The organism is Streptomyces sp. NBC_01551 (assembly GCF_026339935.1).
Classification (GTDB): domain Bacteria; phylum Actinomycetota; class Actinomycetes; order Streptomycetales; family Streptomycetaceae; genus Streptomyces.
Genome location: NZ_JAPEPX010000001.1, coordinates 1664338 through 1685060 on the forward strand (window position 1 = coordinate 1664338; position 20723 = coordinate 1685060).

Consider the following 20723-nt stretch of genomic DNA (forward strand, 5'->3'; position numbering starts at 1 on the left):
GTTAGGAGCAACTGAAACCATGTCGGTTTCCGTAACCCTTCCGGCGCTCGGTGAGAGCGTCACCGAGGGCACTGTCACCCGCTGGCTGAAGGCCGAGGGCGAGCGCGTCGAGGCCGACGAGCCGCTGCTCGAGGTCTCGACCGACAAGGTCGACACCGAGATCCCGTCCCCCGTGTCGGGCATCCTGGCCTCCATCAAGGTCGCCGAGGACGAGACCGTCGAGGTCGGCGCCGAGCTGGCCGTCATCGACGACGGCTCGGGCGCGCCGGCCGAGGCCGCGGCTCCGGCCGCCGCCGAGGCTCCGGCCGCCGAGGCCCCGGCCGCCGAGGCCCCCGCGGCCCCGGCCCCGGTCGCCGAGGCTCCCGCCGCCGCTGCCGCCCCCGCCGCCTCCGGCACGGACGTCGTTCTCCCCGCCCTGGGCGAGAGCGTCACCGAGGGCACCGTCACCCGCTGGCTGAAGCAGGTCGGCGAGAGCGTCGAGGCCGACGAGCCGCTGCTCGAGGTCTCCACGGACAAGGTCGACACCGAGATCCCGGCGCCGGTCTCCGGCACGCTGCTGGAGATCCTGGTCAACGAGGACGAGGCGGCCGAGGTCGGCGCCCGTCTGGCCGTCATCGGTGTCGCCGGTGCCGCCCCCGCGGCCGCCCCGGCCGCCCCGGCCGCCGCCCCGGCTCCCGTGGCCGCTCCGGCTGCCCCGGCTCCGGTCGCCGCCCCGGCCCCGGTCGCTGCCGCCCCGGCCCCGGTCGCTGCCGCCCCGGCCCCGGTCGCTGCCGCTCCGGCCCCCGTGGCCGCTCCGGCCCCGGTCGCCCCCGCGGCTCCCGTCGCCCCCGCCGCCCCGGTCTCGGCCGGTGACGAGGGCGCGTACGTGACCCCGCTGGTGCGCAAGCTCGCCTCGGAGTCCGGCGTCAACCTGTCCGAGGTCTCGGGCACCGGCGTCGGTGGCCGTATCCGCAAGCAGGACGTCCTGGCCGCCGCCGAGGCCGCCAAGGCCGCCGCTGCCGCCCCGGCTCCGGCTGCCGCCGCCCCGGCCGCGAAGGCCCCGGCCGCCGCGGTCTCGGAGCTGCGCGGTCAGACCGTCAAGATGACCCGCATGCGCAAGGTCATCGGCGACAACATGATGAAGGCCCTGCACTCGCAGGCTCAGCTCAGCTCCGTGGTCGAGGTGGACATCACCAAGATCATGAAGCTGCGCGAGAAGGCCAAGGCCTCCTTCCTGGCCCGCGAGGGCGTCAAGCTCTCGCCGATGCCGTTCTTCGTCAAGGCCGCTGCCCAGGCGCTGAAGGCCCACGCGGTCGTCAACGCCCGGATCAACGAGGACGAGGGCACCATCACCTACTTCGACTCGGAGAACATCGGCATCGCCGTGGACTCCGAGAAGGGCCTGATGACCCCGGTCATCAAGGGTGCGGGCGACCTCAACCTGGCGGGCATCTCCAAGGCGACCGCCGACCTGGCCGCCAAGGTCCGCGGCAACAAGATCACGCCGGACGAGCTGTCGGGCGCGACCTTCACCATCAGCAACACCGGCTCGCGCGGTGCGCTGTTCGACACGGTCATCGTGCCCCCGAACCAGGTCGCCATCCTGGGCATCGGTGCCACGGTGAAGCGCCCGGTGGTCATCGAGACCGCCGAGGGCACGAACATCGGCATCCGCGACATGACGTACCTGACCCTGTCCTACGACCACCGCCTGGTGGACGGCGCGGACGCGGCCCGGTACCTCACGGCCGTCAAGGCGATCCTCGAGGCCGGCGAGTTCGAGGTCGAGCTCGGCCTGTAAGGCTCACGCCCCCGCGGCAGCCGCCTCGTCACGGCCCCCTCGTCCGGAACCACTCCGGACGAGGGGGCCGTCGTCATGGTCCGGGCGCCCCTGGTTCCGGTTCGCAGAAAAGCCCCGCCTGTAACCAGCCTCACCCCGGCGGCGCCTGTCAGGAACACTTCGCTCGGGCCTACTCCGCCGTATTGTCTACGCATCACCCCCCTGCGTGCCCACAGGAGATGAACCGCCGATGATCACCCCACCCGTCGTGCACTCGCTGCGCGAGCAGATCCGCGAGCACATCGTGGAGGGGATCGTCAGCGGGCGCTGGAAGCCCGGCGAGCGCATCGTCGAGCGGCGGATCGCCGTGGAGCTGGAGGTCAGCCAGACGCCGGTGCGCGAGGCGCTGCGGGAGCTGGAGACGCTCCGGCTGATCGAGTCGGCGCCGAACAAGGGCGTGCGCGTACGGAACCTGTCGGCGGCCGACCTGGAGGAGATCTACCCCGTCCGGGCGGGTCTGGAGCAGATCGCCGCCGAGCTGGCCGCGCCGCGCCTGGCGGCGGACTGTTCGGCGCTGGAGCCGCACGTCGCGGCGCTGTGGGAGGCGGACCGGACCGAGGACGGCACCGCGCAGGTGCGGCACACGGTCGGGTTCCACCGGGAGCTGGTGCGCGCGGCCGGGAACAGCGTGCTGCTGCACACGTGGGAGAGCCTGGGCATCGAGGTCTTCACGGCCCTGTCCATCCGCTGGCTCGGGACCGTGCAGAAGTCGTACGCGGAGGAGCACGCGGCCCTCGTCGAGGCGTTCCGCAGCCAGGATCCGGAGATCGGGCTGCTCGTGAAGCGGCACGTCCTGGGGTGCGCTCCCCGCGCCTGAACGTCGCCGGCCCGCCCGTCTTGCCCTGATTTACCCGGCACCGGGTGCCTGTTTCCCTGGCACCCGGTGCCGACTTTCGTCAGATGGACGTTTATTCGTCACATTTATTTGATCGATCATCGATCAGCGATTTACAGTCGTCGGCGGGCCCCAATCGGGCCCACCGACCCTGTCCTGCCCGTCAGGGATTTTTTCACCACCTCTCCTTTGTCCGGAAGGCGGCGCACACCGATGTCCGACCCCGTAGGAAAGCTTCCGAGCGAGCTCGACCAGCTCCCGGACCGCGACACGGAGGAGACCGCCGAATGGGCGGCCTCCCTCGATGCCGTCGCCAAGGCCGCCGGTACGCGCCGCGCCGAATACCTGCTCCGCCGCACGCTCCAGCACGCCGAGGCCGCCGGCCTCGCGCTGCCGAAGCTGCTGGAGACGGACTACGTCAACACCATCCCCACCTCCGCCGAGCCCGAGTTCCCGGGCGACGAGGAGATGGAAGCCAAGATCACCGCCTGGAACCGCTGGAACGCGGCCGCCATGGTGACCCGCGGCTCCAAGTACGGCGTCGGCGGCCACATCGCCACCTTCGCGTCGGCGGCCTGGCTCTACGAGACCGGCTTCCAGCACTTCTTCCGCGGGAAGGAGGCCGACGGATCGGGCGACCAGCTCTACATCCAGGGCCACGCCTCCCCCGGCATCTACGCCCGCGCCTTCCTCGACGGGCGCATCTCCGAGCAGCAGCTCGACAACTTCCGCCAGGAGTCCGGCGGCAACGGCCTGCCGTCCTACCCGCACCCGCGGCGCCTGCCGTGGCTGTGGGAGTTCCCGACGGTGTCCATGGGCCTCGGCCCGCTGTCCGCGATCTACCAGGCGCGCTTCAACCGCTACCTGCAGAACCGCAGCATCAAGGACACCGCCAACTCGCACGTCTGGGCCTTCCTGGGCGACGGCGAGATGGACGAGCCCGAGTCGACCGCCGCCCTGGCCCTCGCCTCCCGCGAGCAGCTCGACAACCTGACCTTCGTCATCAACTGCAACCTGCAGCGCCTCGACGGTCCGGTTCGCGCCAACTTCCGCGTGGTCCAGGAGCTGGAGGCCCAGTTCCGCGGCGCCGGCTGGAACGTCATCAAGTCGCTGTGGGGCTCCGCCTGGGACGAGCTGTTCCAGCTCGACACCACGGGCGCCCTGGTGCGCCGCCTGCGCGAGGTACCGGACGCTCAGTTCCAGACGTACGCGACCCGCGACGTGGCCTACATCCGCCAGCACTTCTTCGGCGCCAACGCCGAGCTCGTGCGGCTGGCCGGCGTGCTCTCCGACGCGAAGATCGCCGAGTGCTTCCACAGCTCCCGCGGCGGCCACGAGCCCCGCAAGGTCTACGCCGCGTACAAGGCCGCCCTGGAGCACAAGGGCGCGCCGACGGTCATCCTCGCGCAGACCGTCAAGGGCTACACGCTGGGCGCCGGGTTCGAGTCGAAGAACGCGAACCACCAGATGAAGAAGCTGACGACCGACGAGTTCAAGGACATGCGCGACCTCCTTGGCCTCCCGATCCCGGACAGCGCCTTCGTCGACGGCAAGGTCCCGTACGGCCACCCGGGCGCGAACAGCCCCGAGGTGCAGTACCTGAACGAGCGCCGCGCGGCCCTCGGCGGCCCGGCCCCGGCCCGCAAGGTCCACCACGTGGCCCTGCCCGCCCCGGCCGAGCGCTCCTTCGCCCCGCTGCTCAAGGGCTCCGGCAAGCAGGAGATGGCCACGACCATGGCCTTCGTCCGGCTCGTCAAGGACCTGATGCGGGACAAGGAGACCGGCAAGCGCTGGGTGCCGATCGTCCCCGACGAGGCCCGGACCTTCGGTATGGAGTCCCTCTTCCCGTCGGCCGGCATCTACTCGCCGCTGGGCCAGACGTACGAGCCGGTCGACCGCGACCAGCTCATGTACTACAAGGAAGCCAAGGACGGCCAGATCCTCAACGAGGGGATCACCGAGGCCGGCGCCATGGCCGACTTCATCGCCGCCTGCACGTCGTACGCGACGCACGGCGAGCCGATGATCCCGTTCTACATCTTCTACTCGATGTTCGGCTGGCAGCGCACCGCCGACCAGATGTGGCAGCTCGCCGACCAGCTCGGCAAGGGCTTCATCGTCGGCGCCACCGCCGGCCGCACCACGCTGACCGGTGAGGGCCTGCAGCACGCGGACGGCCACTCGCACCTGATCGCGTCCACGAACCCGGCGTCGCTCAACTACGACCCGGCCTTCGCGTACGAGATCGCGGTGATCGTCAAGGACGGCCTGCGCCGGATGTACGGCGAGAAGCCCGAGGACGTCTTCTACTACCTGACGGTCTACAACGAGCCGAAGCCGCAGCCCGCGATGCCCGAGGGCGTCGAGGAGGGCATCCTCAAGGGTCTCTACCGCTTCAACACGGCGGCGGACCTGGCGGAGGCGGCCCCGGCCGCCGACGCCCCGAAGATCCAGCTGATGGCCTCCGGCACGGCGATCCACTGGATCCTGGAGGCGCAGAAGCTCCTCGCCGCCGAATGGAACGTGGCCGCCGACGTCTGGTCCGCCACCTCCTGGGGCGAGCTGCGGCGCGACGCGCTGGAGTGCGACGAGGCGCTGCTGCGCGGCGAGCTGCGCACCCCGTACGTCACCCGCGCGCTGGAGGGCGTCACGAGCCCGGTGCTGGCCGTCTCCGACTGGATGCGTCAGGTCCCGGACCAGATCAGCCAGTGGGTCGAGCAGGACTACACCTCGCTGGGCACGGACGGCTTCGGTCTGTCCGACACCCGTGAGGGCGCCCGCCGCCACTTCGGTGTCGACGCCCAGTCGATCGTCGTGGCCGCGCTGGCCCAGCTCGCCCGCCGCGGCGAGGTCCCCGCGTCCTCCGTCAAGGAGGCCCGGGAGCGCTACGGCCTGTAAGGCCCCGCGCCCGCGCACAGCACACCGGAGGCCGGTGTCCGCCCCGTAACGGGGGTCGGACACCGGCCTTTGGCCGTATGCGCGGTGGCGGCGCGGGGGTGGACCCGTGATGCTGGAGCGGTGATGGACGAGACGGAGTTCTGGGAGATCGTCGACCGTACCCGCGAGGCCGCCGAGGGCGACCCCGAGGAGCATGCCGAGCTGCTCGTGGAGCGGCTGGCGCAGCTCGATCCCGACTCCGTACTGGACTTCGCCCGGCACTTCGAGTCCCGGTACAACCGGGCGTACACCTGGGACCTGTGGGGTGCGGCGTGGGTGCTGCTCGACGGGGCGAGCGACGACGCGTTCGACTACTTCCGGTGCTGGCTGATCGGCCAGGGGCGGGAGGTCTTCGAGGGCGGGGTGCACGACCCGGACCAGCTGGCCGAGCTCCTGGGCGAGTTCGACGAGGAGATCGACGGGGACGGCGAGGAGCTGGGGTACGCGGCGGACGAGGCGTACGAGCAGCTGACGGGGGCCGTGGCGCCGGATCTGGGGGTCGCGCTCCAGCCGGCGGAGCCGGAGGGCGCCCCGCTGGACTTCGAGAACGAAGCCGTGCTCGCGGAGCGCTTCCCCCGGCTGTGGGACCGCTTCAGAGGCTGAGCGCGACGCCGCCTAGCAGTGCGTGCCGCCGTCGATGCGGATCTCCGTACCGGTGATGAAGGCGCCGTCCTCGGAGCCCAGCATCGCGACGACGCCGGCGACCGTCTCCGGGCCGGCGAAGCCCTGGCCGAGGGCGGGGGCGAGCTTGGCGAACAGGCTCCAGTCGGTGTCCTCGGGCAGGCCGGGGCCGTTGCCGGTGGTCATGCCTGACTCGATGGAGCCGGGCGCGACGGCGACGAAGCGCAGGCCCTGCTTGCTGTACTCGGCGGCGAGCGCGTGGGTCATGGACTGGATGCCGCCCTTGCTGGCCGCGTAGGCGGACATGTAGGGGTGGGCGAAGCTCGCCGAGGTGGAGCTGAAGTTCACGACGACCGGCTGGTCGCCCTCCAGCAGCGCCGGGAGCGACTCGCGGATGACCAGGAAGGTGCCGGTCAGGTTGACCGAGATGACCTGGTTCCAGAGGTCGAGGGTGGTCTGGTGGGTGTGCGCGGAGCGCAGGATGCCCGCCGCGTTGACCAGCACGTCCAGCCCGCCGAGCGTCTGGACGGCGGCGGCGACTGCGCCCCGCACGGCCGCCTCGTCGGATATGTCGAGCACGGCGGTGGTCAGGCGGCCGGCGTGACCGTCGGCGAGCGCCTTGTCGGCGGTCCCCTTCAGGCCGGCCTCGCTGATGTCCACGGCGTGGACGCGGCCGCCCTCGGAGAGGATGCGGTGGACGGTGGCCCGGCCGATGCCGGAGCCGCCGCCGGTGATGAGGACGCGTCGTCCTTCGTAACGGTTCATGGGGCGAGCGTACCGAGCAGGTGGCACGTTTTGCCAGAGTGTCAAAGCATGCAATCGCTCACGCCCCGGGCGGTACGCTTCACTCGTGAGATCCCCTCGTCCGTACTCCCCCCAGGCCGGCCCCGGAGCCCCGTCGCTGACCGAGCGCCGCAAGGCCGCCACCCAGCTCGACATCGCCCGCGCAGCCTGCGAACTCTTCGCCGAACACGGCCCCGACGGCACGACCGCCGAGGACATCGCCCAGCGCGCGGGCGTGGCACTGCGCACGTTCTACCGCTACTTCCGCAACAAACAGGAGGCCGTCGCCCCGCTGCTCGCGGGCGGCGGCGACGCGTGGCGCGCCCTGCTCGCCGAGGAGGACCCCGGCACCCCGCTCGCCGAGGCGCTGGAACGCGCGGTCACCCGCTCCCTCAGCGACCTCCAGGCGATCGAGGAGGGCTTGGAGGTGACCCGCGGCCTGCTGCGCGCGGCAGCCTCCGACGAGGCGCTGCGCGCCGTCTGGTACCGGGTGAACCAGGACTCCGAGGAGCGCCTGGTCCCGGTGATCGCCCGGCTGGCGGGCGAGGACGCCGACCCGATGGACATCCGGCTGCTCGCGGCGGCGGCCACGGACGCGATCCGCATCGCCCTGGAACTCTGGTCGACCACGGACGCCCCGGTCTCGGGCCCGGGTTCCCCGCCCGAACTGGCGGTCCGGTGCCTCCACGCCCTGACGGGCTCGATGCCACTGCTGAAGCCGTCCGCCTGAGGTCACAGGAACCGCCGGGACTTCTCCTCCAGGTGCTCGGCGAAGAAGGCGGGGGCGTCGGGCCGCATCCGGGCCAGGGCCACCATGGCCGTGACGATGACGTCGGCGACCTCCGCCTCCACGTCGCCCCAGGTGTGCGAGTTCCCCTTCCGGGGATTGGTGCCCTTGGCCCCGATCACGGCCTGCGCGGCCTCGCCGAACTCCTCGCCGATCTTCAGGATCTGCAGCGTGACGCTCTCCTCGTGCGCGACCCCCCGCTCCCGGTCGTGCGCGTCGAACCGCGCCACGAGCGCCCCGATGGTCTTCCACGGATCATCCATGCCCCGAAGCTAGCCCGCCCGGCCGGGCGTCATGCGGGAAACGACGAAGCCCCGCCCCTCCGTGGTGAGAGGGGCGGGGCTTCGGTGGATCACCGGGCCGCTACGGCTTAGATGTCGAAGTACATCTCGAACTCGTGCGGGTGCGGGCGCAGGGCGATCGGGGCGATCTCGTGCGTGCGCTTGTAGTCGATCCAGGTCTCGATCAGGTCCGGGGTGAAGACACCGCCGGCCAGGAGGTACTCGTGGTCCTCCTCCAGGGCCTTGAGGACGTCCTCCAGGCTGGTCGGGACCTGCGGGACGCTCGCGTGCTCGTCGGGCGAGAGCTCGTAGAGGTCCTTGTCGATCGGCTCCATCGGCTCGATCTTGTTCTTGACGCCGTCGAGGCCGGCCAGCAGGAGGGCCGCGAACGCCAGGTACGGGTTCGAGGACGGGTCCGGGGCGCGGAACTCGACGCGCTTCGCCTTCGGGTTCGAGCCCGTGATCGGGATGCGCATGGCGGCGGAGCGGTTGCGCTGCGAGTACACCATGTTGACCGGCGCCTCGAAGCCCGGGACCAGGCGGTGGTACGAGTTCACCGTCGGGTTGGTGAAGGCGAGCAGCGACGGGGCGTGCTTGAGGATGCCGCCGATGTAGTAGCGGGCGGTGTCAGACAGGCCCGCGTAGCCGGCCTCGTCGTAGAACAGCGGCTCGCCGCCGGCCCACAGGGACTGGTGGACGTGCATGCCCGAGCCGTTGTCACCGAAGATCGGCTTCGGCATGAAGGTCGCGGTCTTGCCGTTGCGCCAGGCGACGTTCTTCACGATGTACTTGAAGAGCATCAGGTCGTCGGCCGCGGCCAGCAGCGTGTTGAACTTGTAGTTGATCTCGGCCTGGCCGCCGGTGCCGACCTCGTGGTGCTGGCGCTCGACCTGGAGGCCCTGGGCGTCCAGTTCGAGGGAGATCTCGGCGCGCAGGTCGGCGAAGTGGTCGACCGGGGCTACGGGGAAGTAACCACCCTTGTAGCGGACCTTGTAGCCGCGGTTGTTCTCCTCGGAACCGGTGTTCCAGGCGCCGGCCTCGGAGTCGATGTGGTAGAAGCCCTCGTTCGCGGAGGTCGCGAAGCGCACGCTGTCGAACACGTAGAACTCGGCCTCGGGGCCGAAGTACGCGGTGTCGGCGATGCCGGTGGAGGCGAGGTACGCCTCGGCCTTCTTCGCGATGTTGCGCGGGTCGCGGCTGTAGGCCTCGCCCGTGATCGGGTCGTGGATGAAGAAGTTGACGTTGAGCGTCTTGTCCTTGCGGAACGGGTCCAGGCGCGCGGTGGTGATGTCGGCACGCAGCGCCATGTCGGACTCGTGGATCGCCTGGAAGCCGCGGATCGAGGAGCCGTCGAAGGCGAGCTCCTCCGCCGGGTCGAATGCCCGAGCCGGGATGGTGAAGTGCTGCATCACACCAGGCAGGTCGCAGAAGCGGACGTCGACGAACTTGACGTCGTTCTCCTCGATGTACTGCTTCACTTCGTCGGCGTTCTGGAACATCCAACTCCTCCTACTCCCGACCCCGGGGCAGGGCGGGCTTTATAGCTCGTGGTGCGTCAGTGCGGTGCCGCACGCTGACCCGACCATAAGCACACGGGATTTCTCAAGCATGACCCATTTGTTTCGCACAAGTTAACCAGGGTCCCGCCGGAGCGCCGGGAGGCAGCACCGGTACCGTGTTCGGGTGGACAACAGGCAAGCAATCGGATCCTGGCTCTCCGGCCCCCGCGCGACCGCGGAGGAGATGGGCGCCGACTTCGGATACCCGGGCCAGCGGCTGGGTCTGCCCCAGCAGGGCCCCGGCTCGGTGGCCCGCTTCGGGCGCCGCCTGGGCGGGGTGGCGATCGACTGGATCGGCTGCCAGCTCATCGCGTACGGGCTGATCACAGGCGGAAACCTGGAAGCGGCCGGCAACTGGACGCTGGCGCTCTTCGTGGCCCTCAGCATCCTGACGGTCACCACCGTGGGCTCCACGCCCGGCAAGCGCATCGTGGGCCTGCGGGTGGTCGCGCAGGACGGCGGCCGCCTCGGGTTCTTCCGCGTGGTGGTCCGCACCCTGCTGCTGGCCCTGGTCGTCCCGGCGCTGATCTGGGACCGCGACGGCCGCGGCCTGCACGACCGGCTGGCCCGCGCCGTACAGGTGCGGATCTAGGCGGCAGCGCCGGACACGCGACACCGGCAGACACAGGGGCGCCCCCGAGCCTGATGGCTTCGGGGGCGCCCCTGTGTCTGGTAAGCGTCGTATACGAAAAGCGGGTAACCCGTCAGACGGGGGTCAGCGCATCTTCCCGCCGCGCGGCATCCGCATGCCCTTGGGCATCGGGCCCTTCGGCAGCGGCATGTTGCTCATGAGGTCACCCATGGCGCGCAGCTTGTCGTTGACCTGGGTGATCTGCGGGCCGGACAGCACGCGCGGCAGCTTGAGCAGCGTCGTGCGGACCTTCTTGAGCGGAACCTCGCCCTCGCCCGTGCCGACGATGAAGTCGTGCACCGGGACGTCCGGCATGATCCGGGCCAGCTTCTTCTTCTCGGCCGCGAGCAGGGTCTTCACCCGGTTGGGGTTGCCCTCCGCGATCAGCACCACGCCCGCCTTGCCGACGGCGCGGTGGACGATGTCCTGGTTCCGGTTCATCGCGACGGCGGGGGTGGTCGTCCAGCCCCGGCCCACGTTGTCCAGTACCGCCGCGGCGGCGCCCGGCTGTCCCTCCATCTGCCCGAAGGCAGCCCGCTCGGCCCGTCGCCCGAAGACGACCGCCATCGCGAGGAAAGCCACCAGGAAGCCCAGGATGCCCAGGTAGACCGGGTGGTCGATCAGGAAGCCGATCGCAAGAAAGACACCGAAGGTGACGATTCCCACGCCCGCGACGATCAGAGCGACCTTCGGGTCGGCCTTGCGCGTCATCTTGTACGTGAGGGCGATCTGCTTCAGTCGCCCGGGGTTCGCAGCAGTCTCTGCGTTTGACTTCCTCGCCATAAGGCGAAGTTTACGTGGCCTGCGGGGTACGGGTCGCCGCGGCCTCGAGTACGTGCTCGGTTTCGACCCGGTCCTTGGCTCTGCGGCGGTCTTCGAGGACCGCGGTCCAGGCATTGCGCCGGGCACCGCTCATGAGCAGGGATTCGATGCCGCGGAAGGCGTCGGTGAAGGACGGGATGGCGATGGCGCGAACGGGCGCGGCCTGCATAAGTCGATCCCTCTCTCGGTGCTCGCGTCGGCGAAGTGTGTGCGCTGCGTGGACCCAGCGTCACTGACTGGTGTTACCAGGGCATGACCGGCCGGTCAAACGTGATGAAATATTGACGCGGCCCGCCGGGCTCCTCTTCCCTCGAAGAGCCTAGGGGCCGCGTCGATGCGGTGTTACCCACTGGTAAGACTTTGTGCGTGACTTCACGGACTCCACTGTGTAGTCCGCGTCACACGCCGCGTCACACGTCGCGCCGCACTCCGCTTCACACGGTCGCGCGCTTCTCCATCGCCTGCTGGTAGAGGCGCCCGGCGCGGTACGAGGAACGGACCAGCGGGCCCGACATCACACCGGAGAAGCCGATCTCCTCGGCCTCCTTCGCCAGCTCGACGAACTCGGCCGGCTTCACCCAGCGCTCGACGGGGTGGTGCCGCGGCGAGGGCCGCAGGTACTGGGTGATGGTGATGAGCTCGCAGCCGGCCTCGTGCAGCTCCTTGAGGGCCTGCGAGACCTCCTCGCGCTCCTCGCCCATGCCCAGGATCAGGTTCGACTTGGTGACCAGGCCGTAGGCGCGGGCCTGCCGGATCACGTCGAGCGAGCGCTCGTAGCGGAAGCCGGGGCGGATCCGCTTGAAGATGCGGGGCACGGTCTCGACGTTGTGCGCGAAGACCTCGGGGCGGGAGGCGAAGACCTCCTCCAGCAGCTCCGGGACCGCGTTGAAGTCGGGGGCCAGCAGCTCGACCTTGGTGTGGCCGGCCTCGCGGCCCGCCGTCTGCTGGTGGATCTGGCGGACGGTCTCCGCGTACAGCCAGGCACCGCCGTCGGCCAGGTCGTCGCGCGCGACGCCTGTGATGGTGGCGTAGTTCAGGTCCATCGTGACCACGGACTCGCCGACACGGCGCGGCTCGTCCCGGTCCAGGGCCTCGGGCTTGCCCGTGTCGATCTGGCAGAAGTCACAGCGCCGGGTGCACTGGTCGCCACCGATGAGGAAGGTGGCCTCGCGGTCCTCCCAGCACTCGTAGATGTTGGGACAGCCGGCCTCCTGGCACACCGTGTGCAGTCCTTCGCCCTTCACCAGGGCCTGCATCTTCGTGTACTCGGGACCCATCTTCGCGCGGGTCTTGATCCACTCGGGCTTGCGCTCGATGGGGGTCTGGCTGTTACGGACCTCCAGGCGCAGCATCTTGCGTCCGTCGGGTGCGACTGCGGACACGACCGGCTCCCTGTGACTTCGATTCTTCGGCGCCCACCAGGGTACGCCCGTAATTTCATACGCTCTTACGTCCGCCAACCTGGGGGCGGGCGGACGCATTCCCCCGGCTGTCAGCCGGCGGCCGACTCGATCACCCGGGGCCGCGGCTCGGCCTGCTCCAGTACGTCCTTCAGGTGCTTTTCGACGACCGGGACCACCTCGGCGATGGTGATCTCCCGGCCCAGTTCGTACGAGAGCGAGGTCACACCGGCGTCCCGGATCCCGCAGGGGATGATCCGGTCGAACCAGGTGCTGTCCGGGTTCACGTTGAGCGCGAAGCCGTGCATGGTGACGCCCTTGGCGACGCGGATGCCGATGGCGGCGAGCTTGCGGTCCTCGCGGCGCTGGCCGGCGTTGGAGGGGGCGTACTCGGGGCCGTTCAGGCGCGGGTCGAACTCCTCGTCCGTCAGCCGCGGGTCGAAGTCGAGGGCGAGGCCGCCGATCCTCGGGCGCTCCTCGACCGGGTCGCCGAGCACCCAGACCCCGGAGCGGCCCTCCACCCGGGTGGTCTCCAGGCCGAACTCGGCGGCGGTGCGGATCAGCGCCTCCTCCAGGCGGCGGACGTGCGCGACGACGTCCACCGGCCGGGGCAGCTTCATGATCGGGTAGCCGACCAGCTGGCCCGGGCCGTGCCAGGTGATCTTGCCGCCGCGATCCACGTCGATGACGGGCGTGCCGTCCAGCGGGCGCTCGGCGGGGTCGGTGCGGCGCCCCGCCGTGTACACGGGCGGGTGCTCCAGCAGCAGGCAGGTGTCGGCCGTCTCGTCGGCGAAGCGGGCGGCGTGCACGCGCCGCTGCTCGTCCCAGGCCTGGGTGTACTCGACGGATTCCGGCCCGAAGCCCAGATGGACAAACCGAAGCTCAGACACCGCGGCGCCTCCTCGTTGAACCTGCTGTGTGCACGTATCGCACCCAGCCAAGAGTACGGCGGCCCGCGCGAGCCCCCTCAGGCGCCCGGCGCGGACCCTGGCGGCGGGCCCGGCAGCGGCCCGGGACCGGGCTCCGGCGGGGGCCCCGGCAGCTGACGGGGGCGGCGCCTGCCCCTGGCGGGCCGGTCCGGGTCCTCGTCGGCCCTCGGCAGCCGGCGGTGGCCCTCCGAGTGGTCGTTCACCCAGCCGCACACCCCGCACGCGTACCGCCCGTCGAGCCCCGCGATGTACGTGCCGCACCGCCGGCACTCGGCTTCGGTCAGCTCGGGCGCGGTCAGCGGGGTGGTGGACTCGCGAGGGGGGTCCGGCCTGGTGGGCCATCGGGTCATGGCCCGCAGCGTACGCGGACGGAAGGGGTCGATCCGTAAAGAGCCCTACCGGTTCTGCACACGATCGGATGAATGTGGGGCAGAGCGGGCGGTATGAACGAAGTTCGCCGCTACATTCACGCCGTTCACAGGGCCGGGACTCCGGTCCGTCACGTCAGGAAACCGTGGAGCCGATGACGGAACGACCTGCCCAGCGCGTCCCCAACCGGCAGCTCGCGGCGCTGATCGCGGAAGCCGGGTTCTCCAACGCCGGGCTCGCCCGCCGCGTCGACCAGCTCGGCCTGGAACACGGTCTCGACCTGCGCTACGACAAGACATCCGTGACCCGCTGGCTGCGCGGGCAGCAGCCGCGCGGGACCACCCCCGCGCTGATCGCCGAGGTCTTCACCCGGCGCCTCGGGCGCCGACTGTCGGCGCAGGACCTGGGCCTGGACGCGTGCGCCCCCGTGTACGCGGGTCTGGAGTTCGCTGCCACCCCGGAGGAGGCCGTGGACATCGCGAGCGGGCTGTGGCGCAAGGACTCCGGCTCCCACGCCGAGCTGCGGAAGATCGCCTTCACCCCGGCCGGGCTGGTCGTGCCCAGCCGGGACTGGCTGATCGGGCGGGCCGACGAACGCGTCGGACGCGGCGCCGATCCGGCCGCCGCCCGGGTCCCGGTGCAGGGCCGCGCCTCCGTGCCCCGCCAGCGGCAGATCGACCGGGGCCCCGGCCAGCGGGTGACCGGCGGCGACATCGCAGCGCTGCGGTCGGTGAGCGAGCTGTTCCGGACCCTGGACCACGCGTACGGCGGCGGGCACGCGAGGCAGGCCCTGGTGCGGTACCTGGAGCACGAGGCGGAGCCGATGCTCCGCGGGACCTACGGGGAGACCACCGGGCGGCGGCTGTTCGCGGCCGCCGCCGACCTGACCCGGCTCGCGGGCTGGACCTCGTACGACATCGCCGCGCACGGGCTGGCCCAGCGGTACTTCGTCCAGGCGCTGCGCCTCGCCCAGGCCGCCGGGGACCGGCCGTACGGGTCGTACGTGCTGGTCACGATGAGCCGCCAGGCGGTCTACCTCGGCCACGGCCGGGAGGCGGTGCAGCTCGCCCGGGTGGCCCAGCAGGGCGTCGGCTCCGGCCCGCCGCCGGTCGTACAGGCGCTGCTGCACTCGGCGGAGGCCCGGGGGCACGCGGTGCTGGGCGAGGTACGGGCGGCCACGGCCTCGCTGGTGCGGGCCGAGCGGTCGCTGGGCGCGGCCCGGCCGGGGGACGACGTACCGCACTGGGCGAAGGCCTTCGACGAGGCGCAGCTGGCGGACGAGTTCGGGCACTGCCACCGGGACCTCCAGCAGTACCGGGCCGCGGCGCAGCACGCGGAGCGCTCGCTCCAGCTGCGGGCCCCGGGGTACGCGCGGTCGAGGCTGTTCTGCCGGGTGGTGCTGGCCACGGCCCGGCTGGGGCTGGGCGAGCTGGACCAGGCGTGCGCGCTGGGCGCGGAGGCGGCGCAGCAGGCGATGGAGATGCGGTCGGTGCGCGCGGTGGAGTACGTGCGGGACTTCGAGCGGCGGCTGGAGCCGTACCGGGACGCCTCGGCGGTACGGACCTACCGGGACCGGGTCTCGGCACTGTCGTGACGGCGTTGTCGTGACGGCGCCGTCACGACGAAGGCGCCGTCCTGAAGACGGCGCCGTCATGAAGAACGGGGTCCGGTTCCTCTCGGGACCGGACCCCGGACGTGGTGGTTCTCAGGCCGCCACCGGAAGGGCGGGCTCCGCGGTGACCGGGAGCGGGATGCCGAAGTCGCGCAGGGCGGCGGTGGCGGCGCGCCGGGCCGAGTGCAGTGCGCCCTGGACGGTGTTGCTGTCGCGGTGGTCGCCGCACACGTACAGCCCGGCCAGGACCCGTACGGGCCGCCGCAGGTCGTAGGGCGGGGGCATGGCCGGGACGGCCTCCGGGGTGTGGTGGACGGCCAGCGCCTCCCAGTCCCGGGTCGAGGTGTCGTAGAGCCGGGCCAGGCGCGAGGCGACGGTGCGCGCCGGGGGCGGCGGGCCGAGCACGGTGGTGGTGACCAGAGAGCGGCCGGCCGGGGCCCGCGTCGGGTCGACCGCGCTCATCACGGTGGTGTGGGCGACGGGCCACTTGGGGTCGCCGTCCAGCAGCAGCGAGCCGTCCCACGGAAGCGGGCCGGCGGTGGCGTGGTGCAGGACGGTGACCTCGTGGAAGCGGGGCACGCGCAGCCCGGGCAGCAGCTCGGCGGCGGCGCGGGCGCCGGTGGCCAGGAGCACGGAGCGGCAGCTGAAGTCACCGTGCTCCTCGGTGGTGACCAGGTTGGTCGCCACCGAGCGGACCCGGACCCCGGTGCGCACGGTGCCGGGCGGCAGGGCGGCGGCGAGGAGCCCGGGCAGGGTGGCCGCGCCGCCCTCGGGCACGGCCAGCCGGCCGCGGGCGAAGGTGCGCAGGGCCAGGTCGGCGACGCGGCTGGAGGTGGCGAGCTCCGGGTCGCAGAGCAGGGTGGCGAGCAGGGGGCGCAGGGTCGCGCCGAGACCGAGGCCGCGGGAGCGCAGGGCGGCCGCGGCGGTGCGTTCCGGGCGGGCCAGGACCCGCTCGACGGGCAGGGCGGCGAGCCGGCCGAGGACGGCGCTGAGCCGGGCCTGGTCGAAGGAGCCGCTGGCCAGGGCGCGGGCCGGCGTGCGGGCTCCGGCCCGGTGCTGTTTGCCGTCGCTGTGGACCAGAACGCCGGGCGCGAAGGTCCGCAGCGTGAGGGCCTCCAGGCCGGGGGTGCGTTCGAGCTCCGTGTACGCGGTGTTGAGCGGTCGGCCGATCCGGTCCAGCCGGAACCCGTCGACCTGCTCGGTGGCCATCCGTCCGCCGGGGCCGTCGGCGGCCTCCAGGACGGTGACGGTGACCCCTGCGGCGATCAGGTGCTGTGCGGCCGCGAGTCCTGAGACTCCGGCTCCTACGATGACGACGTCCGCATGGTGCGCGGCATGGTGTGAGCTGGTGAGCACGTGCCCCTCCCCGAGGTCGGCGCGGCTGTGTGGGGATCCTCCTTCCCCCAACGGGCTCCACCAGAACCCGAGTTCGGTCAGCTATTACGGACAACTCCGGTCGCACGGCGGTCGCATACGGGTCACGAACGGTCGCACGGCGGTCGGGCGTGCGCTGTCAGTCGGACCCGGAGCGGGACCGGGCCCGGTCGGCGAGCGCGGCGCGGATGGCCTCGTCGATGCCGGGGTACGTGAACGCGAACCCGGACTCCAGCAGCCGGGCGGGCCGCGCGCGCTGACTGCCCAGCACGTCCTGCGAGAACTCGCCGAGTACGAGGCGCAGCGCGAACGCCGGTGCCGGGAACGGGGTCGGGCGGTGCAGTACGCGGCCCATCGCGGCGGTGATCTCGCGGTTGGTCAGGGGCTCGGGGGCGGTCAGGTTCACCGGACCGGAGAGTTCCGGGGTGTCGATCAGGTGCCGCAGGGCGGCGATGTGGTCGTGCAGGGCGATGTACGGCCAGTACTGGCGGCCGTCTCCGAGGCGGCCGCCGAGGCCGGCGCGGAAGAGGGGGAACATCTTTCCCCAGGCGCCGCCCTCGGGGGCGATGACCAGTCCGGTGCGGGCCAGCACGGTCCGCACGCCGGCCGCGGCGGCGGGGCGGGTGGCGGCCTCCCAGTCGACGCAGACGGAGGGCAGGAACCCCTGCCCGGCCGGGGCCCGCTCGTCGAGCGGGCGGTCCCCGGCGTCCCCGTAGTAGCCGACGGCGGAGCCGCTGACGAGCACGCCGGGCGGGGTGTCGAGCGCGGCGAGCGCGCGGGCGACGGCCGCGGTGCCGAGCACCCGGCTGTCGCGGATCTCCCGCTTGTAGGCGGCGGTCCACCGGTGGTCGCCGACCCCGGCCCCGGCCAGGTGCACGACGGCCGCGCAGCCGGCGAGCCCGGCGGGGTCGACGTACCCGCGCCGGGGGTCCCAGTACGCCTCGTCGCCGGCGGCGGGCTCCCGGCGCACGAACCGCACGACGTCGTGCCCGTCGGCGCGCAGGCTCCGCACGAGCGCCGACCCGATGAGGCCACTGGCCCCGGTGACCGCGATACGCATCCCCCCATCCTGCCGGGTCGCCGCGCGGCGGCACACGACCCCGCGCCGCAGCGCCGCCCCCCGGCCCCACCACGCACCGCCCGGACGGGGCAGCGGCCGGGGCAAGGTCAGGCCGTCCCCAGCCTCAGGCCGTCCCCAGCCAGGTGCCCACGCCGTACGTGACCGCCATCGCCAGGGTGCCGCCGCCGACATTGCGCAGGACGGCCGTGCGGCGGGCCGCGCCGCCCAGGCGGGCGCTGACGACGCCGCACACCGTCAGGGCCGCGACCACCGCCGCCACCGTCACCGGCACCCGCCAGGACGGCTCCGGCAGGACGACCGCCAGCAGCGGCAGCACCGCCCCCACCGTGAAGGCGACCAGGCTCGCGAACGCCGCGTGCCACGGGTTCGCCAGCTCGTCCGGGTTGATCCCCAGCTCCACCCGCGCGTGCGCCCGCAGCGCGTCCCGCTCCGTCAGCTGGACGGCCGCCTCCCGCGCCACCTCCCGGCTCAGCCCCCGCCCCTCCAGCAGCCCCGTCAGCTCCTCCAGCTCCGCGTCCGGATCCTCGGCGAGCTCCCGCCGCTCCACCTCCAGCGCCGCCCGCTCCGAGTCCCGCTGGGAGCTCACCGAGACGTACTCCCCCGCCGCCATCGACAGCGATCCCGCCAGCAGCCCCGCCACCCCGGCCGTCAGGATCGCCGCCCGCGAGGTCGTGGCCCCGGCCACGCCCACCACCAGGCCGGCGGTGGAGATGATCCCGTCGTTGGCGCCGAGCACCCCCGCGCGCAGCCAGTTCAGCCGGGTGCTGATCTCGGCGCTCTGGGCGCCCCGCGGCGCGTCGTCCGTCACGCCCCCACTGTCGTGCCCTACGGCGTACGGGGCCACCCGGCGTGCGCGCCCCGGATCCCGGCACCAGGGTGGAGGGGTGAGACGCGTACGCGAGGAGCCGGGCTGGCTGCGCGGTGAGCCGCCGCCGCGCTGGGCCCGGATCGCGCCCGCGGTGGCCATGGTGGTGCTGTGCCTCGCCCAGTGGCTCACCCCCGGCAACGTCGAGCTGGGCTACTTCCTGGCCGGGCTCCCGCCCGTCGCCGCGTTCTCGTACGGCGCCACCGGCACGGCCGTCTTCGCCACGCTGGTCCTGCTCCTGCTCGGCGTCCCCCAGCTCGGCGTCGCGCACGCCCGCGGCACCGACCTGGCGACGGTGGCGGTGGTCGGGCTGCTCAGCGTGGTCATCGCCTGGGTGCGCCACCGCCGGGACGCCCAGCTGGTCAGCGTCCGCACGGCGGCCGAGGCGGCGCAGCTGGCCGTCCTGCCGCCGGTACCGGAACAGGTGGGTCCGGTGCGCTGCGCCGGGCTCTACCGGGCGGCCCAGCAGGGCACCCTGGTCGGCGGCGACCTGTACGACGTACGGATAGGGCCCTACGGGGTACGGGCGGTGGTCGGGGACGTCCAGGGCCACGGCCTGGCGGCCGTCGGCACCGTGGCGGCGCTGCTCGGCGCGTTCCGCGAGGGGGTGCTGGACGACGCGGAGCTGGTGGCGGTGGCCACTCGGCTGGACCGGCGGCTGCTGGCGGACGCGGCAGACGGCCCGCTGGAGCATCCGGAGCTGTTCGCGACGGCGGTGCTGCTGGAGTTCCCGCCGGGGCGGGACGTCGTACGGATCGTGTCGTGCGGGCACCCGCCGGTGCTGCTGCTGCGCGGGCACTCCGTCGCGGAGGTGGCGGCGGAACCCGGACCCCCGCTCGGCCTGGGACTCGCCGGGCCGGCCCTGCCCGCGGCGACCGAGCTCCCGCTGCTCGCGGGCGACCGGCTGCTCGCGCACACAGACGGCGTCACCGAGGCCCGGGACGCGGCGGGCCACTTCTATCCGCTGTCCCTGCGGATCCCGTCCCTCACCACCGACCCGGCGGGGCTGACCACGGCGGTCTGGCGCGACCTGGTCGCCTTCTCCGACGGCGGCCCCCGCGACGACGTGGCCCTGCTGGTGCTCTCCCTCCCGGGCCCCACCCCGGGCCTCGACCCCGGACCCGGACCGGCCCCCTGACCGGCCGGCCGGGACCCTCGGGAAGCCGCGGCTGCGGCCTCCCGAGGGGTGATACCGCGCGGCGAGCCGAGGACTCAGCTCCCGTTGCCCTCGCGGATGAACGAACGCACCATCTTGCAGGTGAGGTTGGAGGGCCGGTGGATCCCCACTCGGACGGCCATCGTCCGGATCTTCCGGTTGGTGGCGCGCTTGGGGTCGTACGTCCCGGTGTCGAGCAGGGATATCGCCAACCGCATCGCCTTCAGACGGCGGTTGTGGCTCTCGTACCACTCCCGGGGCAGCCCCGGCGGCAGCGGCTTCTTCTTCGGCATCACAATGACAGCGGCAGCGGCCATCTACAGCCTCCCAAACGGTAGTTGGCTTCCTGTCGTTCTCCCTCGATTTTACCGGCGGCCACTGACAATCGCCCCTGGCCAGACCCACTTCGGGCCGTTCCCGCCAGCCCCGTCCGTCACGCCTTCTGGCTACCCTGGGCGCCATGGAGATCTGGATCAACCCCGCCTGTTCGAAGTGCCGCAGCGCGCTGACCCTGCTGGACGCGGAAGGCGCCGAGTACACCGTGCGCCGCTACCTGGAGGACGTCCCCTCCGAGGCCGAGATCCGCGAGGTGCTGGGCCGCCTGGGGCTGGAGCCGTGGGACATCACCCGCACCTCGGACCCGCTGGCCAAGGAGACCGGCGTACGGGGGCTGCCGCGCGAGGAGACCGAGGAGGCGCGGGGCCGCTGGATCGCCCACCTGGCCGCGCACCCGAAGCTGATCCAGCGCCCGATCATCACCGCCGAGGACGGCACGGCCGTGGTCGCCCGCTCCGAGGAGGCCGTCCGCGACGCCCTCTCCCGCAAGGGCTAGGCCGGGGCCTCCGCCCCCGGGCGGGGCGGT

21 protein-coding genes are annotated in these 20723 nt (G+C 72.3%); 9 read left to right on the forward strand and 12 right to left on the reverse strand.

Going from position 1 to position 20723, the window contains the following annotated elements; translation table 11 throughout:
* The first annotated feature begins 19 nt into the window (after positions 1-19).
* The 4 genes from sucB to OG982_RS07485 all read left to right on the forward strand — a co-directional run bounded on the left by sucB (position 20) and on the right by OG982_RS07485 (position 6194).
* Complete coding sequence (gene sucB, locus OG982_RS07470; protein WP_266788641.1) at positions 20-1780, forward strand: 2-oxoglutarate dehydrogenase, E2 component, dihydrolipoamide succinyltransferase; 1761 nt, start codon at positions 20-22, stop codon at positions 1778-1780.
* Between the two features lie 232 nt (positions 1781-2012).
* A complete protein-coding gene (locus OG982_RS07475) occupies positions 2013-2636 on the forward strand; it encodes a GntR family transcriptional regulator (protein ID WP_266792139.1) in 624 nt (207 codons plus the stop codon).
* 231 nt (positions 2637-2867) lie between these two features.
* Positions 2868-5552 carry a pyruvate dehydrogenase (acetyl-transferring), homodimeric type gene (gene aceE, locus OG982_RS07480; protein WP_266788639.1) on the forward strand — a complete coding sequence of 895 codons (2685 nt, stop codon included), beginning with the start codon at positions 2868-2870 and terminating at the stop codon, positions 5550-5552.
* Between the two features lie 123 nt (positions 5553-5675).
* Positions 5676-6194: a DUF4240 domain-containing protein gene (locus OG982_RS07485; RefSeq protein WP_266788637.1), complete on the forward strand. Its 519-nt coding sequence runs from the start codon at positions 5676-5678 to the stop codon at positions 6192-6194.
* 12 nt (positions 6195-6206) lie between these two features.
* On the opposite strand, the gene OG982_RS07490 is transcribed toward OG982_RS07485, so the two are convergent.
* Positions 6207-6977, reverse strand: coding sequence for an SDR family NAD(P)-dependent oxidoreductase (locus OG982_RS07490; protein ID WP_266788635.1), 771 nt, complete (start codon positions 6975-6977; stop codon positions 6207-6209).
* A gap of 85 nt (positions 6978-7062) precedes the next feature.
* Here OG982_RS07490 and OG982_RS07495 point away from each other — a divergent pair, with 85 nt between their 5' ends.
* Positions 7063-7725, forward strand: coding sequence for a TetR/AcrR family transcriptional regulator (locus tag OG982_RS07495; protein WP_266788633.1), 663 nt, complete (start codon positions 7063-7065; stop codon positions 7723-7725).
* Between the two features lie 2 nt (positions 7726-7727).
* On the opposite strand, the gene OG982_RS07500 is transcribed toward OG982_RS07495, so the two are convergent.
* Together OG982_RS07500 and glnA are read right to left on the reverse strand one after the other, a co-directional pair.
* Positions 7728-8045 carry a MazG-like family protein gene (locus OG982_RS07500; RefSeq protein WP_266788631.1) on the reverse strand — a complete coding sequence of 106 codons (318 nt, stop codon included), beginning with the start codon at positions 8043-8045 and terminating at the stop codon, positions 7728-7730.
* Between the two features lie 107 nt (positions 8046-8152).
* Complete coding sequence (glnA, locus tag OG982_RS07505) at positions 8153-9562, reverse strand: type I glutamate--ammonia ligase (protein WP_266788629.1); 1410 nt, start codon at positions 9560-9562, stop codon at positions 8153-8155.
* Positions 9563-9746: 184 nt separating this feature from the next.
* On the opposite strand from glnA, the gene OG982_RS07510 reads away from it, so the two are divergent.
* A complete protein-coding gene (locus OG982_RS07510; protein ID WP_266788628.1) occupies positions 9747-10214 on the forward strand; it encodes an RDD family protein in 468 nt (155 codons plus the stop codon).
* A 123-nt stretch (positions 10215-10337) separates the two neighbouring features.
* On the opposite strand, the gene OG982_RS07515 is transcribed toward OG982_RS07510, so the two are convergent.
* The 5 genes from OG982_RS07515 to OG982_RS07535 form a co-directional block, all read right to left on the reverse strand.
* Positions 10338-11036, reverse strand: coding sequence for a DUF4191 domain-containing protein (locus OG982_RS07515; protein ID WP_266788626.1), 699 nt, complete (start codon positions 11034-11036; stop codon positions 10338-10340).
* Positions 11037-11046: 10 nt separating this feature from the next.
* The gene (locus tag OG982_RS07520; protein ID WP_214937012.1) at positions 11047-11244 is read right to left on the reverse strand and encodes a hypothetical protein; all 198 of its coding nucleotides are present in this window, start codon (positions 11242-11244) and stop codon (positions 11047-11049) included.
* Positions 11245-11509: 265 nt separating this feature from the next.
* Positions 11510-12457, reverse strand: a complete 948-nt coding sequence (lipA, locus tag OG982_RS07525; protein WP_266788621.1) for a lipoyl synthase — start codon at positions 12455-12457, stop codon at positions 11510-11512.
* A gap of 110 nt (positions 12458-12567) precedes the next feature.
* Positions 12568-13365, reverse strand: coding sequence for a lipoyl(octanoyl) transferase LipB (gene lipB, locus OG982_RS07530; protein WP_266788620.1), 798 nt, complete (start codon positions 13363-13365; stop codon positions 12568-12570).
* 77 nt (positions 13366-13442) lie between these two features.
* A complete protein-coding gene (locus OG982_RS07535; RefSeq protein WP_266788618.1) occupies positions 13443-13754 on the reverse strand; it encodes a hypothetical protein in 312 nt (103 codons plus the stop codon).
* A 173-nt stretch (positions 13755-13927) separates the two neighbouring features.
* Between OG982_RS07535 and OG982_RS07540 the strand changes: the two genes are divergently transcribed.
* Positions 13928-15367, forward strand: coding sequence for a regulator (locus tag OG982_RS07540; protein ID WP_266788616.1), 1440 nt, complete (start codon positions 13928-13930; stop codon positions 15365-15367).
* A 111-nt stretch (positions 15368-15478) separates the two neighbouring features.
* On the opposite strand, the gene OG982_RS07545 is transcribed toward OG982_RS07540, so the two are convergent.
* The 3 genes from OG982_RS07545 to OG982_RS07555 all read right to left on the reverse strand — a co-directional run bounded on the left by OG982_RS07545 (position 15479) and on the right by OG982_RS07555 (position 18648).
* On the reverse strand, positions 15479-16741 hold the full coding sequence (locus OG982_RS07545) for an NAD(P)/FAD-dependent oxidoreductase (RefSeq protein ID WP_266788614.1): 1263 nt from the start codon (positions 16739-16741) through the stop codon (positions 15479-15481).
* A gap of 157 nt (positions 16742-16898) precedes the next feature.
* On the reverse strand, positions 16899-17819 hold the full coding sequence (locus OG982_RS07550; protein ID WP_266788613.1) for a TIGR01777 family oxidoreductase: 921 nt from the start codon (positions 17817-17819) through the stop codon (positions 16899-16901).
* 124 nt (positions 17820-17943) lie between these two features.
* Positions 17944-18648, reverse strand: coding sequence for a VIT family protein (locus tag OG982_RS07555; protein ID WP_266788611.1), 705 nt, complete (start codon positions 18646-18648; stop codon positions 17944-17946).
* A gap of 157 nt (positions 18649-18805) precedes the next feature.
* On the opposite strand from OG982_RS07555, the gene OG982_RS07560 reads away from it, so the two are divergent.
* Complete coding sequence (locus OG982_RS07560) at positions 18806-19843, forward strand: PP2C family protein-serine/threonine phosphatase (RefSeq protein WP_266792137.1); 1038 nt, start codon at positions 18806-18808, stop codon at positions 19841-19843.
* Positions 19844-19917: 74 nt separating this feature from the next.
* Here the strand turns inward: OG982_RS07560 and OG982_RS07565 are convergent, their stop codons facing one another.
* Positions 19918-20178: a hypothetical protein gene (locus OG982_RS07565; protein ID WP_266788609.1), complete on the reverse strand. Its 261-nt coding sequence runs from the start codon at positions 20176-20178 to the stop codon at positions 19918-19920.
* A gap of 143 nt (positions 20179-20321) precedes the next feature.
* Here OG982_RS07565 and OG982_RS07570 point away from each other — a divergent pair, with 143 nt between their 5' ends.
* Entirely contained in the window at positions 20322-20693 is a 372-nt protein-coding gene (locus OG982_RS07570) for an ArsC/Spx/MgsR family protein (protein WP_266788608.1), read from the forward strand.
* Positions 20694-20723: the final 30 nt, after the last annotated feature.

Coding starts and splice junctions, on each gene's coding strand:
- sucB (WP_266788641.1), top strand. CDS start 20: ATGTCGGTTTCCGTAACCCTTCCGGCGCTCGGTGAGAGCGTCACCGAG.
- aceE (WP_266788639.1), top strand. CDS start 2,868: ATGTCCGACCCCGTAGGAAAGCTTCCGAGCGAGCTCGACCAGCTCCCG.
- OG982_RS07485 (WP_266788637.1), top strand. CDS start 5,676: ATGGACGAGACGGAGTTCTGGGAGATCGTCGACCGTACCCGCGAGGCC.
- OG982_RS07490 (WP_266788635.1), bottom strand. CDS start 6,977: ATGAACCGTTACGAAGGACGACGCGTCCTCATCACCGGCGGCGGCTCC.
- OG982_RS07500 (WP_266788631.1), bottom strand. CDS start 8,045: ATGGATGATCCGTGGAAGACCATCGGGGCGCTCGTGGCGCGGTTCGAC.
- glnA (WP_266788629.1), bottom strand. CDS start 9,562: ATGTTCCAGAACGCCGACGAAGTGAAGCAGTACATCGAGGAGAACGAC.
- OG982_RS07515 (WP_266788626.1), bottom strand. CDS start 11,036: ATGGCGAGGAAGTCAAACGCAGAGACTGCTGCGAACCCCGGGCGACTG.
- OG982_RS07520 (WP_214937012.1), bottom strand. CDS start 11,244: ATGCAGGCCGCGCCCGTTCGCGCCATCGCCATCCCGTCCTTCACCGAC.
- OG982_RS07535 (WP_266788618.1), bottom strand. CDS start 13,754: ATGACCCGATGGCCCACCAGGCCGGACCCCCCTCGCGAGTCCACCACC.
- OG982_RS07540 (WP_266788616.1), top strand. CDS start 13,928: ATGACGGAACGACCTGCCCAGCGCGTCCCCAACCGGCAGCTCGCGGCG.
- OG982_RS07550 (WP_266788613.1), bottom strand. CDS start 17,819: ATGCGTATCGCGGTCACCGGGGCCAGTGGCCTCATCGGGTCGGCGCTC.
- OG982_RS07560 (WP_266792137.1), top strand. CDS start 18,806: ATGGTGGTGCTGTGCCTCGCCCAGTGGCTCACCCCCGGCAACGTCGAG.
- OG982_RS07565 (WP_266788609.1), bottom strand. CDS start 20,178: ATGGCCGCTGCCGCTGTCATTGTGATGCCGAAGAAGAAGCCGCTGCCG.
- OG982_RS07570 (WP_266788608.1), top strand. CDS start 20,322: ATGGAGATCTGGATCAACCCCGCCTGTTCGAAGTGCCGCAGCGCGCTG.